This is a genomic window from Hornefia porci (assembly GCF_001940235.1).
GTDB lineage: Bacteria > Bacillota > Clostridia > Peptostreptococcales > Anaerovoracaceae > Aminicella > Aminicella porci.
Genome location: NZ_MJIE01000001.1, coordinates 136,465 through 151,985 on the forward strand (window position 1 = coordinate 136,465; position 15,521 = coordinate 151,985).

A 15,521-nucleotide genomic window follows, 5' to 3' on the forward strand; every position below is an offset into this window, starting at 1 on the left:
CGTGAAAATCGAAAACATCAGACCGGGCGACATCGAGGCGGAAAGCTTCCGGATTATCGGAGAACTGCTGGGAGACCGGAAACTGGATCCCAGATATGAACACATCATCAAGAGGTGCATTCACACGTCGGCGGATTTTGATTACGCAGACAGCCTGTATTTCTCGGAAGACGCTGAAGAGCGCATTGCCCGGGGAATCCGGGAAGGAGCGGTGATTGTTACGGATACGAAGATGGCACAGGCGGGAATCAACAAAGCCGGAATCGCGAAATACGGCGGGCAGGTTCTTTGTTACATCGGAGACAGCGACGTCGCGGAGGAGGCGAAAAGCCGGGGACTGACGCGGTCCTATGTGAGCATGGAGAAGGCCGCCCGCCTGGGACGTCCGGTGATCTTCGCGATCGGAAACGCGCCCACCGCGCTGATGGCGATCTGTGATCTGGCGGAGGCCGGACAGCTGGATCCGGTGGCTGTGATCGGCGTTCCGGTGGGCTTTGTCAACGTGGAGGCCAGCAAGGAGCGGCTGATCCGGTCCGGCATCCCCTGCATCGTCGCCCGGGGAAGAAAGGGTGGGAGCAATATCGCGGCGTGCATCGTCAACGCGATTCAGTACAGTTTCGAAGAAGAATTTTGACAACTGTGAGCATTCGGGCTATAATAGATGGACACTGTACGGGTAACTTGTCATTTATTATGGGGGGACGTTTATGAATAATGCAGTCAGGGTGATCCGGATTCTGAAGTGGGCCTGCTTTCCGCTCGGATACATTATGTATTACGTTACGAGAAGCAGCTTCGGACCGTATATCGCCATCGCGCTGAGCGTTGCGGCTATCGTCGGCTTCTGGTATCTGATGCGGCAGGAGGAACTGCGTCTGACAGCCAGGGACATCGCCTATGAGATTCGCGATGTGATCATGACACGCTACGGATTCGAACATCTGATTGAAATCAAGCGGCTGAAGCGCAATGTAATCGTAAGGATCTATGTGATCCGCGCGGGAGAGAAACTGCAGGAACTGAAGACGGCGGTCATGCGGAGACTGACAGAACAGGGGTACCGGAACCGCATTATCGCATTACAGGTGGCGGATATGGACAGCAAAGAGGAACTGGGAGACCATCAGAAGAGGATGAATCTGCAGCTTGTGGAGCTGCTGTCGCGGCAGAACACACGGCGTCAGCACCACGGAGAAGGCTGAGGGAATACGGGAGAGAGAATTTAACATGGAAATCGAACTGAAATATTTGATCGGAGAGAAGACAGAGATCGATCGGATTTTTAACGACGACTTCATTCAGAGCATCCGGGATGACAAGGACGAGGAAATGATCCGGATGCACGCCGTTTATTACGACACTGAGGATGATGCGCTTGCAGAGCATTGCATCGCGCTTCGGATCCGAAGGGAAAACGACTATTATGTAGGAACACTGAAATGGGACGGCACCAGTGAGAACGGGATGCACCGCCGGCAGGAGGTGAACATTCCGCTGAACGAGGAAGACGTACCGGCTGTGCCGAAGGCGGATATCTTTCAGCCGTGCGGCGAGATTTACGATGAAATCTGCCGGATTCTGAAAGGACGGAAGCTGGTGCCGCGAGTGGAGATGAGTTTTGTCCGCAGGCAGATCCGGCTGGACACGGGGAAATCCATCTGCGTGCTTTCCGCAGATCAGGGCACAATCCGGGGCGGAAGCCGGGAAATTCCGGTCCGTGAACTGGAAATTGAGCTGCTGACGGGCTCCGAGAAGGAGATTATGGCCATCGGAGACCGGTTATCGGCCGAATACGACCTGGAACCGGAGGATAAGAGCAAGCTGGAGAAGGGTTTCCGGCTGATCCGGTGAAGAAAGTCGATAAATCTTGACCGTTTCAACAAAAATAATGGGTTAAGATGTTTACTTCAGCCGCATTTGAGTGTATAATATTAGAATTCATGTGCGGTTTTTTTGTGCCGCCAAATAAATACGACAAGCTTTTAAATTAGGAGGATATACGAGGATGAAAACGACACTTGTCTCGAAGGAAAACAATGAAGCGAAGCTGACGATGGATTTCACTGCGGAGGAATTTGAAGAAGAAGTCAACAAGGTCTACCGGAAAAACCGCGGTCAGTTTCAGATTAACGGCTTCAGAAAGGGCAAGGCGCCAAGAAGCATCATCGAGAGGCATTACGGCGAAGGAATTTTTTTCGAGGATGCCATCAATAACATGTTTGGCGATCACTATCCCGGGGCAATAGAAGAATTAGAGCTGGAGGTCATTGACCGTCCCCAGGTGGATTTCAGCGAAATCGGAAAAGGAAAGCCCGTGACCATGACGATTGACGTCAAGCTGTTCCCTGTGGTCGAAGTGAAGGATTATAAAGGCGTTGAGGTTGAGCAGCTGAAGAGCGACGCTTCCGATGAGGATGTGGAGAAAGAGCTCGAGAAGCTTCAGAAGAGAAACGCCCGCATGGTTGTCGTTGACAGACCGGCGAAGGACGGCGACACGGTTCTGCTGGATTACGCGGGATTTGTCGGTGACGAGCAGTTTGCCGGCGGAACAGCGGAACGGCAGGAGCTGAAGCTGGGATCCGGAACCTTCATCCCCGGATTCGAGGAGCAGCTGATCGGTGCGGTTACCGGTGAGGATAAGGACGTGAACGTCACTTTCCCGGAGGAGTACGGCGAGAAATCACTGGCCGGAAAGGATGCGGTGTTCCACTGCAAGCTTCACGAGATTAAAGAGGAGCAGGTGCCGGAGCTGGACGACGAGTTTGCCAAGGATGTAAGTGAGTTCGACACTCTCGAGGAACTGAAGGCGAAGACAAAGGAAGATCTGGAGAAAGCCAGAGAAGAACAGTACCGGAACATGGCGAAGGACGCCGTCGTAAATCAGGTTTGGGAAAACAATCATATTGAGGTTCCCGCATCCATGGTGGAGGATGAAATTACGCAGATGGCGCAGGAGCTGGATCAGCAGCTGAGATACCAGGGACTTTCTCTGGAGCAGTACTGCCAGTTCACCGGCAAGGATATGGCGGGCTTCAGGGAAGACGTCCGGGAGGACGCGGAAAAGAGAGCGGGAACCAGAATCGTTCTGCGCTCCATCGGAGAGGCCGAGAATCTTGAGGTTTCGGACGACGACGTGAACGAGGAGATGAAGCTGGTCGCCGAGCAGTACGGAATGGATCAGGACAAGGTTCAGGAAGCGCTGGCGGACAGCATGGACTATTTCAGGAAGGATCTGATGGTGAAAAAGGTAATCGACATGCTGTATGACGAAGCCAGCGTCACCATGGTCGATGCACCGGAACCGGAAGTGACCGAAGAGAATAAAGACGCTTCGGAAACCGCGGAAGACGCTGCGGCGGAGGAAGAGAAATAAGCGAGGGATAAGAACAAATGGCATTAGTACCTTATGTAATCGAGCAGACCGGTATGGGGGAGAGAAGTTATGATATTTTCTCCCGCCTTCTGAAGGACAGGATCATCTTCCTCGGGGAGGAGATCAACGATGCGGTGGCCGGCGTGGTCACGGCGCAGCTTCTGTTCCTTGAGGCTGAAGACCCGGAAAAGGACATCAGTATCTATATCAACAGTCCGGGCGGTTCTGTCACTGCCGGGATGGCAATTTATGATACGATGAACTATATCAAGCCGGACGTCTCCACCATCTGTGTCGGGATGGCGGCGAGCATGGGAGCGTTTCTGCTGTCCTCGGGCGCGAAGGGAAAGCGTTATGCGCTTCCGAACGCAGAGGTGCTGATTCACCAGCCGCTGGGAGGCGTGAACGGTCAGGCCTCGGATATCGAGATCCACGCACAGTGGATTATGAACACCAAGGCGAAGCTGAACCGCATTCTCAGCGAGAATACAGGACAGTCGCTGGAACAGATTGTGAAGGATACGGACAGAGATCACATTATGGAAGCACAGGAGGCCTGTGAATACGGGCTGATCGACAAAGTCATCGCTTCCAGATAACGAGGGGAAAATGGCTGATAAATTTAACGATTTGACAAATGAACTGAGATGCTCCTTCTGCGGAAAGCCTCAGAGTCAGGTAAGACGGCTGATCGCGGGACCCGGCGTATACATCTGCGACGAGTGCGTTGAAATGTGTACGGACATCATACGGGAGGCCGCGCTGGAAGCCCGGGAGGATGAAGGCGCACCGGCGGATCGTGAATCCGGAAAGCTGAAAAAGCCGAAGGAGATCTGGCAGACCCTGTCAGATTATGTCATCGGACAGGACGAGGCCAAGAAAGCGCTCGCCGTGGCCGTCTACAATCATTATAAGAGGATTGAAGGCCTTTCCAGAGCGGAGAACGACAGCGTGGAGTTGCAGAAGAGCAACATCGTGATGATCGGGCCGACCGGCTCGGGAAAGACACTGCTGGCACAGACGCTGGCGAAAATCCTGAACGTACCGTTCGCAATTGCGGACGCAACGGCTCTGACCGAGGCGGGATATGTCGGCGAGGACGTGGAGAACATTCTGCTCCGGCTGCTGCAGGCGGCGGACTATGACGTGGAAAAGGCGCAGAGAGGGATCATCTACGTGGATGAGATCGACAAAATTTCCCGTAAAAGCGAGAATCCGTCGATTACACGGGATGTCAGCGGCGAGGGCGTTCAGCAGGCGCTGCTGAAGATTCTGGAGGGAACGGTTGCCAATGTGCCGCCGCAGGGCGGACGGAAGCATCCCCATCAGGAATTCATTCAGATTGATACCACCAATATCCTGTTTATCTGCGGAGGAGCCTTCGACGGGCTGGACAAAATTATCCAGAGAAGAATCGGAAACAAGGTCATCGGCTTCAACTCGGATGTGGAGCTGACCAAGGTCGAGGAGAGGGATCTGCTGTCTAAGGTGGAGCCGGAGGATCTTCTGAAATTCGGTCTGATTCCGGAATTTATCGGGAGACTGCCGGTAATCGTCACGCTGGAGGAGCTCACGGAAGAGTCGCTGATCCGCATCATGAAAGAGCCGAAAAATGCGCTGATCCGCCAGTATCAGAAGCTGTTCGAGATCGACGGCGTGGAGCTGGAGATCGAGGACGGCGCGGTACAGGAGATCGCCCGCAGAGCAATCGCCAGAAAGACGGGAGCAAGAGGGCTTCGCAGTATCTTTGAGAAGGCCATGATGGACATCATGTACGAGATTCCGTCCAGAGACGATATCGAGAAGTGCATTATCACCAGAGAAACTATCGCGGAGCATAAAGCGCCGAATCTGGTATTGAAAAGTGAAAGCAGTAAGAAGGATCCTAAAGCAGATGCATCTTAACAACAGGGCGACGGAATGTCGCCTTTTGCATAATGGAGGGGTTAGATGAACGAAGAATATAAAAACACTGAACAGATGGAAACCCTGGAAGGGATTGTGCCGGCGGCCGGGGAGGAAACGATCCGGGAGGAAGCAATCCGGGAGGTGCTGCCCTGTATTCCGCTGCGGGGAGTTTCCATCTTCCCGCACACCGTCGTGCATTTTGATATCGGCCGCGAGAAATCCATCCGCGCACTGGAAAGCGCCATGGCCTCGGACAAGCTGATGTTTGTGGCGACGCAGAAGGATGAGAACATCCTGATCCCGAAGGTCGAGGACATGTATGAGATCGGCACCGTGGTGCGGGTCAAGCAGATGCTGAAAATCCAGGGAGACGCCGTCCGCGTGCTGGTGGAGGGACTCTGCCGCGGCAGCATCGATCAGGTGATAACAGAGGAGACATATATTTCCGCGACAGTCAACCGCATTGAAGAAGATATCCGGGAGGATGAACTTTCGCTGGAGGATAAGGCCGCGATGCGCATCATCCGGGAGGAATTTGTGGAATACGCCGCTCTGACCTCGCAGATTACAGACGAGGTGGTCGATAAGACACTGGCGGTCACAGAGCCCGGGCCCATGATCGACAAGATCGCCAATGAGCTCTTTGTCAGCTGCGCGAGAAAACAGAAAATTCTGGGCACGCTGAACTTCTCTGAAAGACTGAAAGAACTGACAGAGTTAATCGGAGAGGAAAACGAGATCGCTGTGATTGAGAAGGAGCTTTCGCAGAAGGTCAAGGAGAATATCGACAACGGACAGAGGGAGTACTTTCTCCGGGAGAAGCTGAAGGCGATCCAGACAGAGCTGGGCGTCGAGGAGGACGCCGGAGCGGAGTCCGCGGAATGGCTGGAGAAACTGGACGCGCTGAAGCTGGATGAGAAGGTGGATGAGAAGGTCCGCAAGGAAATCAGCAAATTCTCCAAGATGATGCCGTCTTCGGCGGAGAGTTCGGTGATCCGCAATTATGTGGAAACCATTCTCGACCTGCCCTGGAACAAATCCTCCCGGGTGAATTCCAATCTGAAGAAGGCGGAAAAGATCCTGGAGGAGGATCACTACGGCATGAAAAAGGTCAAGGAACGCATCCTGGAGTACCTCGCGGTGGTGCATCTTTCCAAAGCCATACGGGGCCCGATTCTGTGCCTTGTAGGACCGCCGGGAGTCGGAAAGACGTCCATCGCCAGATCCATCGCGAGAGCGACGGGGAGAGAGTTCATCCGCATGTCGCTGGGCGGCGTCCGGGATGAGGCGGAGATCCGAGGACACAGAAGAACCTACATCGGCGCGATTCCGGGCCGGGTAATCAACGGTATCAAGGACGCCGGAACGAACAATCCGCTGTTCCTGTTTGACGAGGTGGACAAAATCGGCGCGGACTTCCGGGGCGATCCGGCCTCGGCGCTGCTGGAGGTTCTGGATCCTGAGCAGAACAACACGTTTACCGACCATTTCCTGGAGATCCCGTTTGATCTGAGCAAGGTCATGTTCATCACCACCGCCAATTCTGTGGATACGATACCCGAGCCGCTGCTGGACAGAATGGAAGTGATCGAGGTCCCCGGATACACGGAACAGGAAAAGGTGAAAATCGCTCAGAAATACCTCATTCCGAAGGAAATCAAGGCCAACGGCCTGAAAAAGGAAAACATCAGGATCTCTGAGAACGCTCTTCACGATCTCGTGAACTACTATACGAGAGAGTCCGGCGTCCGGAGTCTGGAACGGAATATCGGAAGCGTCTGCCGAAAGGTGGCCAGAAGAGTGATGACCGAAAAGGGCAGAACCTACAATGTGACTCCGCGGAATCTGGAGCGCTATATGGGGAAACATATCTTCCATTATGACGTACTGGAAGGGGAGAATCCCATCGGCGTAACCACCGGAATGGCCTGGACCCGCGTCGGCGGCGACACGCTGAAAATCGAGACATCGGTGGTGCCGGGGTCCGGCAAGCTGAACCTGACGGGACAGCTTGGCGATGTGATGCAGGAATCGGCGAAGATCGGCGTCAGCTATGTGCGCAGTATCGCGAGCCGATACGGCATCGAGGAGGATTTCTACAAAAAGTATGATATGCACATCCATGTACCGGAGGGCGCCGTTCCCAAGGACGGTCCGTCGGCGGGCGTCACCATGTGCACCAGTGTGGTTTCCGCGCTGACAAAGACTCCCGTGGACCGTGAAATCGCCATGACCGGAGAGATCACGCTGAGAGGAAAGGTTTTGCCGGTAGGCGGTATTCGGGAGAAGGTCCTGGCGGCGCACCGGGCGGGAATCCGGAAGATTCTGCTGCCGAAGGAAAACGCCAGAGATATCGACGAAATTCCGCAGAGCGTAAGACGCGACCTGGACTTTGTACTGATTGAAGATGTGAAAGAGGCGCTGGAGAACGCCCTTGTTAAATAGAACGGAAAATGCTTAAAATCAACAAATCAGAGCTGGAGGCCATCGCGGTGCGTCCGGCTCAGTACCCGCCGGACGGACCGGCAGAAATCGCTTTCGCCGGCCGCTCCAATGTGGGGAAGTCGTCACTTCTGAATCTGCTGACCGGCCGAAAAAATCTGGCAAGGGTTTCGGGTGCGCCGGGAAAGACGAGGACCATCAATTTCTATCGGATTAACGACCGGTTCCGCATCGTGGATCTTCCGGGATACGGATATGCGAAGGTGTCGAAGTCCGTGTCTGAGGACTGGGGACAGATGATGGAACGGTATCTCGGCACCCGGGAGGGACTGCGGCGCGTGATACAGCTTGTGGACATCCGGCACGCGCCCACCCGTCAGGATCTGCAGATGTACGAGTACCTCCGCCATTACGGGCTGGACGGCGTCGTCGTGGCGACTAAGGCCGATAAGGTCAGCCGGAACGAACAGGCGAAGAACCTCGCCGTGATCCGGAAAGAGCTGAAGCTCGGGCCGGAGGATATTCTCCTTCCGGTGTCTGCGCTGAAACGAACCGGCACAGAGCAGCTTCTGGACGTGATCGAAAAGGTTCTGGAGGAATAAATGAATTACCTTGGATTGCGGATCCTGCTGAACAGGCTCAGGGTCATTCCCTATTTTCTCAGGGATAAGACAGTCAAAAAAAGGAAAAAGCTGCTGGTGATTTTCGGAATCATCTATGTTCTGGCGCCCATCGATCTGATCCCGGTATTCCCCCTTGACGATATCATTCTGTGGATCTTCATCATCTGGAATCTGAAGGATGAGCTGGACATCTACTGGAAGGGAGATAAAAACGGGGATCTGTCAAAAAAATTCCGTGACAAGAATATAGTGGATGGTGTAGAATTTAGTGTAGTGGACGATGACAGCAGGGAAGATGAAACGGGGCCGGAGACGGATCCCGGGAAGTAGGAGAGAGTATGGCGAAGGAAATCGTCGGAAATATTTTGTATACAGAAAAAGACATTCAGAAGCGTGCGAAGGAACTGGGAAAACAGATCTCCAGGGACTACGACGGGCAGGAGCTGATCATGCTCGGCACGCTGAAGGGTGCGGTCATGTGGATGAGTGAACTGATGAAATATGTGACGTGCGACGTGAAAATCGATTTTGTGTCGGCGTCCAGTTACGGCTCCAGCACCACGAGCTCCGGAATCGTCAAGATTACAAAGGATATCGACATGAACATCTATGACAAGAATGTTCTGATCATCGAGGACATCGTGGACACCGGGACGACCCTGAAGTATCTGAAGGAGTACCTTTCCGACCGGAATCCCCGGTCTGTCCGGATCTGCACCATGCTGGACAAGCCGTCCCGCCGCAAGAATGACCTGGCTGCCGACTATATCGGCTTCGAGGTTGAGGACCTGTTCATCATCGGTTACGGACTGGACTACGACCAGAAATACAGAAACCTGCCGTATATCAGTTATCTGGAATCGACAGGCATCTGATTCCGCAGAGTACGGAACCGGCCCGGCCGCGAGGACGTCCGCGAATAATCCGAAAGTGTCTGCGCCGCGCGCCCGCATATCCGCGGGAACGGAATAATACGGACCGGCGCACTCCAATATATAATTTTATCCAATGAAAAGAGAGAGAGGTAATGACAATGGGTTACAAAATCAAGGTGAATGCTTCAAACAAGCACATCCACCTGGACCAGGAAGATCTGGAAACATTATTCGGCAAAGGCTACGAGCTGACGCTCAAGAAGGAACTGATTCAGCCGGGTCAGTTTGCTTCCGAGGAAAAGGTTGACATCGTCGGCCCCAAGACCACTTTCAAGGGAATCCGAGTTCTCGGGCCATGCCGTAAGGATACACAGCTTGAGCTTGCGCTGACGGACTGCAGGCAGATCGGAATCGACGCTCCCATCCGGGAATCCGGAGACGTTCAGGGAACGCCGGGATGCAAGATTATCGGACCGAAGGGAGAGGTCGATCTGGAATACGGCGTGATCGTCGCCAAGAGACACGCACACTTCCATCCGAGTCAGGCCGAGCCCCTCGGAATCAAGGACGGACAGATTCTGAAACTGAAAATCGAGACTCCGGACAGAACCACCATCTACGATGATGTCGTTGCAAGAGTCAAAGATTACTATACCGCAGAGGTCCATGTGGATACAGATGAAGCAAACGCCGCGGCAATGGGCGGCGGCATTGAAGGAGAAATTCTTCTGGACGAGTGAGAAAAAACGACGGGGATAGGCATTCTTTGCCTATCCCGTTGTTGTAGGAGGAACCATGGTTTATTTAATGCTTGCGGAAGGCTTTGAGGAGGTTGAGGCGGTCACCGTGGCGGATCTTCTCAGAAGAGCGGAAATTGATGTCCGCACTGTATCGGTTTCCGGAAACAAAGAAGTAGCCGGCGCTCACGGAATCAGTGTCCTGGCGGATCTGGAGCTGTCGGAGGCAGAGCTTTCGACGGCCGAAATGGTGGTGCTCCCCGGCGGAATGCCGGGAACCGTGAACCTTGCGGCCTGCCGTCCGCTGACCGACGCCCTGCTTGAACGCGCCGGGAACAGAAGACCGGTGGCGGCCATCTGCGCCGCGCCGATGGTTCTGGGACAGCTCGGCATTCTGAAGGGGAAAAGAGCCACGATATACCGGGGGATGGAGGCTGAGCTCCGCGGTGCGGAGCCGGTGAACGAGAAGGTTGTGACCGATGATTTTGTGATCACGTCGCAGGGACCGGGAACCGCGATGGATTTCGGCCTGGCGCTGATCGCGTTTCTGAAGAACAGAACAGTCGCGGAGGAGGTCCGCGAAGGCCTTTTGTACAGATAAGAGAGCTGAAGACCCTGCGGCAGGCCGCCGGACATGCACTTTGTGCGACTGCTTTTTCATGCACATCCGAGGGCTGAGCACGCATTATAAATAGGAGAGCGAAAATGGGACTGAAAATGGATCTTCATATCCATTCAACCTGCTCTGACGGGACAATGACGCCGGTAGAGCTGGTGAGAAAATATTATCAGGAGGAGTACGGGCTGATCGCGCTGACCGATCACGACGGCGTCGATGGCGTAAAGACAGCGCAGATTGCCGGTGAAGCACTGGGAATCAGTGTCATCTCCGGAATTGAGCTCGGGACGGAGTTGCCGGACGGACCGGAGCTCCATATTCTGGGTTATTACATTGATATCGAGAATCCGGAGCTGAACGAGACCCTCGCGGAACTGCGAAGGACCCGGGCGGAGCGGAACAGAAAGCTTCTGGAGGTACTCCGCTCCATGGGATACGAGCTGACGGAGGAGGACCTGAAGCAGCGCCCGGATCAGGTTTACGTGGGGAAGCCGAATTTCGCGCTGGCTCTGCAGAAGAAGGGTTATGTGAAGTCGCCGGAGGAGGCGTTCGCGCCGGGAAAATTCCTGGAATCGCCGGAGGCGAAGGCGGTCAGAAGGGAACGAATCACAGCAGAAAGGGCGATCGGGCTGATTAACGGAGCGGGAGGCATCGCTTCCCTGGCGCATCCGATGAAAATAAAGGGCATCGGCGAAAAGGGCTCGGAAGAGTTCTGCCGCCGCCTGGAGGAAATTGTGAAGCAGCTGAAGAAGGCAGGTCTCAAGGGCCTGGAATGCTTCCATCCGTCCGCGACACACGAGGAGGGAATCGCTCTGGTGAAGTTGGCGGAGAAGTATAAGCTGCACGTCACTGAGGGATCGGATTATCACGGTCCGGAATTTGAACCACATCAGTAATTGTATGAAATGCCAGAAACCAAAAGGAGATGATGAGACATGGCAGAGGTAAATTTCATCAGGCACAAAATCGCGGCGGCGATACGGACGGAAAAGGATTTCAGTGCTGCGCTCCGGTCGGAGGTGGACATGATTTTCCTGCTTCACTCGAATATCATGACGCTGACGCCAAGCATCCGGGAGATCCACAGCGCGGGCAAGAAGGCCTTCGTGCATGTGGACTTCGCGGAGGGCATCGGAAAGGACCGCGCGGGACTGGAATATCTGAAAAAGCAGGGGGTGGACGGGATCTGCACGACCCGCACCAACCTGGTGAAGATCGCAAAGGATCTGGGAATGATCACCGTCCAGCGTTTTTTTATGATCGATTCCCATTCTGTCGGAACGTCGCTGGATTCCATCAAAATCTCCAGGCCGGACATCGTTGAGATTATGCCGGCTATTGTAACAAAGAAAATCAGTGAGTTTTCCTCGCTGGTGCAGGTTCCCGTCATTGCAGGCGGGCTTGTGGAAACAAAAGAAGAAGTCAGGGCGGCCCTGGAGGCGGGTGCGTCGGTGGTGTCCACCGGCGAGACCGGACTCTGGACGCTGAATATAGATTAGAGTGCGATCGCTGAAGCGGATTGAAACAAACCTGGAGGTGACTACTATGAAAATCATGTTCTGCGGAGCGACTACGGGAGTGACAGGTTCCTGTCATCTTCTGAAGACGGAGAACCATAATGTACTGCTCGATTGCGGACAGTTTCAGGGAGGCAAGGCACAGGAGGCCCTGAACGCAGATCCGTTCCCGTTCGAGCCGTCCGAGGTCGAATGCATGATACTGAGCCATGCGCATATCGATCACTGCGGGCGGATTCCTCTGCTGGTAAAAAGAGGATTCCGGGGCAGGATCTATTGCACAGACGCGACGGCCGATCTGCTGGAGGTCATGCTGCTGGACAGCGCTCACATTCACGAAATGGACGCGCAGTGGCAGAGTAAGAGAAATCTGAGAGCCGGAAAACCGCCGGTCGATCCTTTGTACACCACAGAAGACGCGCAGGAGGCGCTGAAATATGTGGAACCGATTTTGTACGATCAGCAGATCCGTCTCAACGACGATATGAAAATTGTGTTCAATGACGCCGGTCATATCCTGGGCTCTGCGATTACGGAGATATGGGTCACTGAAGGGGAGCGGGAAAGCAAAATCGTGTTCTCCGGAGACCTGGGAATGAAGAATCGTCCGATTCTGCGGGATCCTGTCACGATTAAAAAAGCGGACTGTGTGATCATGGAGACGACGTACGGAAACCGGAACCACGCGCAGAATTCCATGAGTGTCAAGCAGCTGATCGATATCATTCTGAAGACGACCCGGCGGGGCGGAACCGTAGTGATTCCGTCTTTTGCGGTCGGTCGGACTCAGGAGCTGATTTATGAGCTTAACAGGTTCTATGAGAAGTCCAGCCCGGATTACCGTCAGGAACTGGATAAAGTCGATGTGATCGTGGACAGTCCGATGGCAACCACGGCTACGGAGGTTTTCCGCAACAATGCACAGGTGTTTGACGAGGAGACAAAGGCCTATATTATGAAGGGCGATAATCCCCTGGATTTCAAGAATCTCCGTTTTACCAGAAGTACGGAGGAATCCCGGGCGCTGAATACGGATCACACGCCCAAGGTGATTATATCCGCCAGCGGAATGTGCGAGGCGGGGCGGATCCGGCACCATCTCAAGCATAATCTGTGGGACGCCAGGAACAGCGTGATCTTCGTGGGATACCAGGGCGAGGGAACGCTGGGCCGCTCTCTGATAGAAGGAAAAAAGGATATCACGCTCTTCGGGGAGGAGGTCCATGTCAATGCGGAGATCTATAATCTGGAGGGCTTTTCCGGTCATGCGGATCAGAACGGCCTGCTGGAGTGGATCAGCGGATTTCAGCAGCCGCCCCGGCAGATCTTCCTGGTTCACGGCGAAGAGCAGTCTAAAAAGGATTTCGCGAAGCTGATTCACGACAAGCTGGGGTATGATTCCATTCCGGTTCTGGGGAATTCTGAGTTCGAGCTGGATATGAATGACGTTCGCGTGCTGAATATGACGGAAGCGGTGCAGACCGCCGCCGGGGACGAGGACGTGCAGAAGGTCCGCAGCAAGATTTCGGAAATCGAAACGGAGCTGGAAGGCATTCTCTACAACACCAGCCTGGCGATGAGCCAGTCCATGTCGGAGGAAAAGCTGGTTCGGATCAACAATGTGGTTCAGGAGCTGGAGAAGGCGACGATCAATCTGGGCACCGCCGTTAATCAGCGGGATGAGGCGCCCCGGCCGTAGACGCGGCCGGAAATGCCGCGAGCCTCGGCTGAAATGTTGATGAGCCGCGATCACGGGCGCAGCCGGAAATGTCGGCGAGCCCCGGCCGTAACTTCCTGAAATGCGACAGCTGCGGGAGAAATACCGACAATGCCCTGAGAAAATGATTGACTTTGGCAATACATCGTGGCATAGTAGTTTCCACAAAGAGTGCGGCGCCGCCATTGAAGCTTCCGACGGGAGGTTTCGTGTACATAATATTAATAAAAGGAGGAAGTATTATGGCGAGAGAATGGCAGCAGCGTAGATTCGCGGAATATGTAATGCCGGATGCGGTGTATTATCAGAGCCTGTGGGCAGTTCGCGGCCTGGCGAGGATGGAGAAGCGGGTCAGAGAACTGGATCGGGAAATTACCGGAGACGGCTGCAGCGCCAGTATTGTCCGGGAAGGTCGGCGGGATTATGCCGCAATCCGGCCGACGGAGAAGAAGGCAGTGGAGAAGATTACGCTGGAGAAGCGGGTGGAGGCCATCCGCAGGGCGCTGGATACAGTACCGGAGAATTATCGTGACTTTGTGTATGCGAACATCGTGTATAGAAAACAGCCGGCCGGGTACCAGACGAAAATCTGGAAGATATGGAAGCAGCGGTTTCTGTTCCATGTTGCCAGGAATCTGTCGATGATGTAATTTTATTACATATCTGATAAAAAAAGTATTGTAAGAGAAAGAAAATCGTGCTATGATGATACTGTAGATAAATGGAATTGATAACGAAAGGAGGAAACTCCTGCGTGGAAAAGGACTGTCTCAGGATGGTCCTTTTTCTGTTGCGGGAAAATGCTATGGACTATCAGAAATTCAGGGATGAAATCGTAAAAAAGATTCGCGGGTATCTGCCGGAGGAGTATGCCGGATGGGATATGAAAGTGGAATTCATCCGCACGAGGCGCGGTCGGCGTGAGGCTGTTCTGATTGGAAGCGGTGAAGACGGGATTGCCGTGCCGACTCTCTATATCGATATGCTGTATGAGTGGTATCAGTCCTGCGGTAGTCTGGAAAAAACGCTGCGCTTCGCCGCGGAATTCTATGTCAGCGGCATGAGGTACGGACGGGCCATGTCAGAATGCATGCGGCCGGAGCCCCGGGAGGATGGAATCATTATGACTCTGATCAACACGGAGAGAAACCGTGAGCTGCTTTCGGACGTGCCGAACCGCCCCTGCCACGATATGTCGATTATCTATCGATATATGATTCCGCTTCCGGACCGGACGTTTAACGCGGTCACAATCACAAATGCGCTGGCGGAGCGCGAGGGACTCAGCGAAGAACGCCTGTACGAGCTTGCGATGAAAAACACGCCCAGGATGCTGCCGCTCTACACTGAAAATATCGGCGAAAACATCAATGTGCTGAGCAATGACCGGGGAATCATCGGAGCAGCCGCCATGCTTTACCGGGAGTCGCTGGCGAATCTTTCGGAGATGATGGAATCGGATCTGTATGTGATTCCGTCGTCTGTCCATGAGATTATCACATTGCCGGTAGAGGACGCGTCTGCGGATAAGCTGAGGAAGATGATTTACGAGGCGAACCGCACTGTACTGGAGGCGGGGGACATGCTGTCCGACACACTGTATTATTACAGCAGGGAGGACAAAACAATGCGGCCCGCGCTGTGAACCGGCGTCTGCCCATTAAGTCCCCCGCGGACTTAATGGGGGCGCTGACGGCAGTCTGCCTGCAG

General features: G+C 54.1%; 17 protein-coding genes. All 17 read left to right on the top strand.

Features of this window, described 5'->3' with window-relative positions; all coding sequences use genetic code 11:
* Position 1: 1 nt before the first annotated feature.
* Positions 2–634 carry a precorrin-8X methylmutase gene (locus tag BHK98_RS00575; protein WP_245796792.1) on the top strand — a complete coding sequence of 211 codons (633 nt, stop codon included), beginning with the start codon at positions 2–4 and terminating at the stop codon, positions 632–634.
* A gap of 73 nt (positions 635–707) precedes the next feature.
* A complete protein-coding gene (locus BHK98_RS00580; RefSeq protein ID WP_075711750.1) occupies positions 708–1,202 on the top strand; it encodes a hypothetical protein in 495 nt (164 codons plus the stop codon).
* Positions 1,203–1,227: 25 nt separating this feature from the next.
* Positions 1,228–1,851, top strand: a complete 624-nt coding sequence (locus BHK98_RS00585; protein ID WP_075711751.1) for a CYTH domain-containing protein — start codon at positions 1,228–1,230, stop codon at positions 1,849–1,851.
* Between the two features lie 154 nt (positions 1,852–2,005).
* The gene (tig, locus tag BHK98_RS00590; RefSeq protein ID WP_075711752.1) at positions 2,006–3,373 is read left to right on the top strand and encodes a trigger factor; all 1,368 of its coding nucleotides are present in this window, start codon (positions 2,006–2,008) and stop codon (positions 3,371–3,373) included.
* Between the two features lie 17 nt (positions 3,374–3,390).
* Entirely contained in the window at positions 3,391–3,972 is a 582-nt protein-coding gene (gene clpP, locus BHK98_RS00595) for an ATP-dependent Clp endopeptidase proteolytic subunit ClpP (protein ID WP_075711753.1), read from the top strand.
* A 10-nt stretch (positions 3,973–3,982) separates the two neighbouring features.
* Positions 3,983–5,278 carry an ATP-dependent Clp protease ATP-binding subunit ClpX gene (gene clpX / locus BHK98_RS00600; protein WP_075711754.1) on the top strand — a complete coding sequence of 432 codons (1,296 nt, stop codon included), beginning with the start codon at positions 3,983–3,985 and terminating at the stop codon, positions 5,276–5,278.
* Positions 5,279–5,323: 45 nt separating this feature from the next.
* Positions 5,324–7,726, top strand: coding sequence for an endopeptidase La (gene lon, locus BHK98_RS00605; protein ID WP_245796794.1), 2,403 nt, complete (start codon positions 5,324–5,326; stop codon positions 7,724–7,726).
* Between the two features lie 8 nt (positions 7,727–7,734).
* On the top strand, positions 7,735–8,325 hold the full coding sequence (gene yihA, locus BHK98_RS00610) for a ribosome biogenesis GTP-binding protein YihA/YsxC (RefSeq protein ID WP_075711755.1): 591 nt from the start codon (positions 7,735–7,737) through the stop codon (positions 8,323–8,325).
* Positions 8,326–8,676: a YkvA family protein gene (locus BHK98_RS00615; RefSeq protein ID WP_075711756.1), complete on the top strand. Its 351-nt coding sequence runs from the start codon at positions 8,326–8,328 to the stop codon at positions 8,674–8,676. It abuts the gene before it with no gap.
* 8 nt (positions 8,677–8,684) lie between these two features.
* A complete protein-coding gene (gene hpt, locus BHK98_RS00620) occupies positions 8,685–9,221 on the top strand; it encodes a hypoxanthine phosphoribosyltransferase (protein ID WP_075711757.1) in 537 nt (178 codons plus the stop codon).
* Between the two features lie 158 nt (positions 9,222–9,379).
* Positions 9,380–9,961: a phosphate propanoyltransferase gene (pduL, locus tag BHK98_RS00625; RefSeq protein ID WP_075714862.1), complete on the top strand. Its 582-nt coding sequence runs from the start codon at positions 9,380–9,382 to the stop codon at positions 9,959–9,961.
* Between the two features lie 55 nt (positions 9,962–10,016).
* On the top strand, positions 10,017–10,559 hold the full coding sequence (locus BHK98_RS00630; protein WP_075711758.1) for a DJ-1 family glyoxalase III: 543 nt from the start codon (positions 10,017–10,019) through the stop codon (positions 10,557–10,559).
* Between the two features lie 104 nt (positions 10,560–10,663).
* A complete protein-coding gene (locus BHK98_RS00635; RefSeq protein ID WP_075711759.1) occupies positions 10,664–11,473 on the top strand; it encodes a PHP domain-containing protein in 810 nt (269 codons plus the stop codon).
* A gap of 39 nt (positions 11,474–11,512) precedes the next feature.
* Positions 11,513–12,076: a glycerol-3-phosphate responsive antiterminator gene (locus tag BHK98_RS00640; protein WP_075711760.1), complete on the top strand. Its 564-nt coding sequence runs from the start codon at positions 11,513–11,515 to the stop codon at positions 12,074–12,076.
* Positions 12,077–12,122: 46 nt separating this feature from the next.
* Entirely contained in the window at positions 12,123–13,793 is a 1,671-nt protein-coding gene (locus BHK98_RS00645; protein ID WP_075711761.1) for an MBL fold metallo-hydrolase RNA specificity domain-containing protein, read from the top strand.
* A 260-nt stretch (positions 13,794–14,053) separates the two neighbouring features.
* Positions 14,054–14,461, top strand: a complete 408-nt coding sequence (locus BHK98_RS00650) for a hypothetical protein (protein WP_075711762.1) — start codon at positions 14,054–14,056, stop codon at positions 14,459–14,461.
* Positions 14,462–14,616: 155 nt separating this feature from the next.
* The gene (locus BHK98_RS00655; protein ID WP_143404504.1) at positions 14,617–15,456 is read left to right on the top strand and encodes a DUF5688 family protein; all 840 of its coding nucleotides are present in this window, start codon (positions 14,617–14,619) and stop codon (positions 15,454–15,456) included.
* Positions 15,457–15,521 lie beyond the last annotated feature (65 nt).

Bases quoted from the DNA above. Each gene is read 5' to 3' on its own strand.
- BHK98_RS00580 (WP_075711750.1), top strand. From the start codon at position 708: ATGAATAATGCAGTCAGGGTGATCCGGATTCTGAAGTGGGCCTGCTTT.
- BHK98_RS00585 (WP_075711751.1), top strand. From the start codon at position 1,228: ATGGAAATCGAACTGAAATATTTGATCGGAGAGAAGACAGAGATCGAT.
- tig (WP_075711752.1), top strand. From the start codon at position 2,006: ATGAAAACGACACTTGTCTCGAAGGAAAACAATGAAGCGAAGCTGACG.
- clpP (WP_075711753.1), top strand. From the start codon at position 3,391: ATGGCATTAGTACCTTATGTAATCGAGCAGACCGGTATGGGGGAGAGA.
- clpX (WP_075711754.1), top strand. From the start codon at position 3,983: ATGGCTGATAAATTTAACGATTTGACAAATGAACTGAGATGCTCCTTC.
- lon (WP_245796794.1), top strand. From the start codon at position 5,324: ATGAACGAAGAATATAAAAACACTGAACAGATGGAAACCCTGGAAGGG.
- yihA (WP_075711755.1), top strand. From the start codon at position 7,735: ATGCTTAAAATCAACAAATCAGAGCTGGAGGCCATCGCGGTGCGTCCG.
- BHK98_RS00615 (WP_075711756.1), top strand. From the start codon at position 8,326: ATGAATTACCTTGGATTGCGGATCCTGCTGAACAGGCTCAGGGTCATT.
- hpt (WP_075711757.1), top strand. From the start codon at position 8,685: ATGGCGAAGGAAATCGTCGGAAATATTTTGTATACAGAAAAAGACATT.
- pduL (WP_075714862.1), top strand. From the start codon at position 9,380: ATGGGTTACAAAATCAAGGTGAATGCTTCAAACAAGCACATCCACCTG.
- BHK98_RS00630 (WP_075711758.1), top strand. From the start codon at position 10,017: ATGGTTTATTTAATGCTTGCGGAAGGCTTTGAGGAGGTTGAGGCGGTC.
- BHK98_RS00635 (WP_075711759.1), top strand. From the start codon at position 10,664: ATGGGACTGAAAATGGATCTTCATATCCATTCAACCTGCTCTGACGGG.
- BHK98_RS00640 (WP_075711760.1), top strand. From the start codon at position 11,513: ATGGCAGAGGTAAATTTCATCAGGCACAAAATCGCGGCGGCGATACGG.
- BHK98_RS00645 (WP_075711761.1), top strand. From the start codon at position 12,123: ATGAAAATCATGTTCTGCGGAGCGACTACGGGAGTGACAGGTTCCTGT.
- BHK98_RS00650 (WP_075711762.1), top strand. From the start codon at position 14,054: ATGGCGAGAGAATGGCAGCAGCGTAGATTCGCGGAATATGTAATGCCG.
- BHK98_RS00655 (WP_143404504.1), top strand. From the start codon at position 14,617: ATGGACTATCAGAAATTCAGGGATGAAATCGTAAAAAAGATTCGCGGG.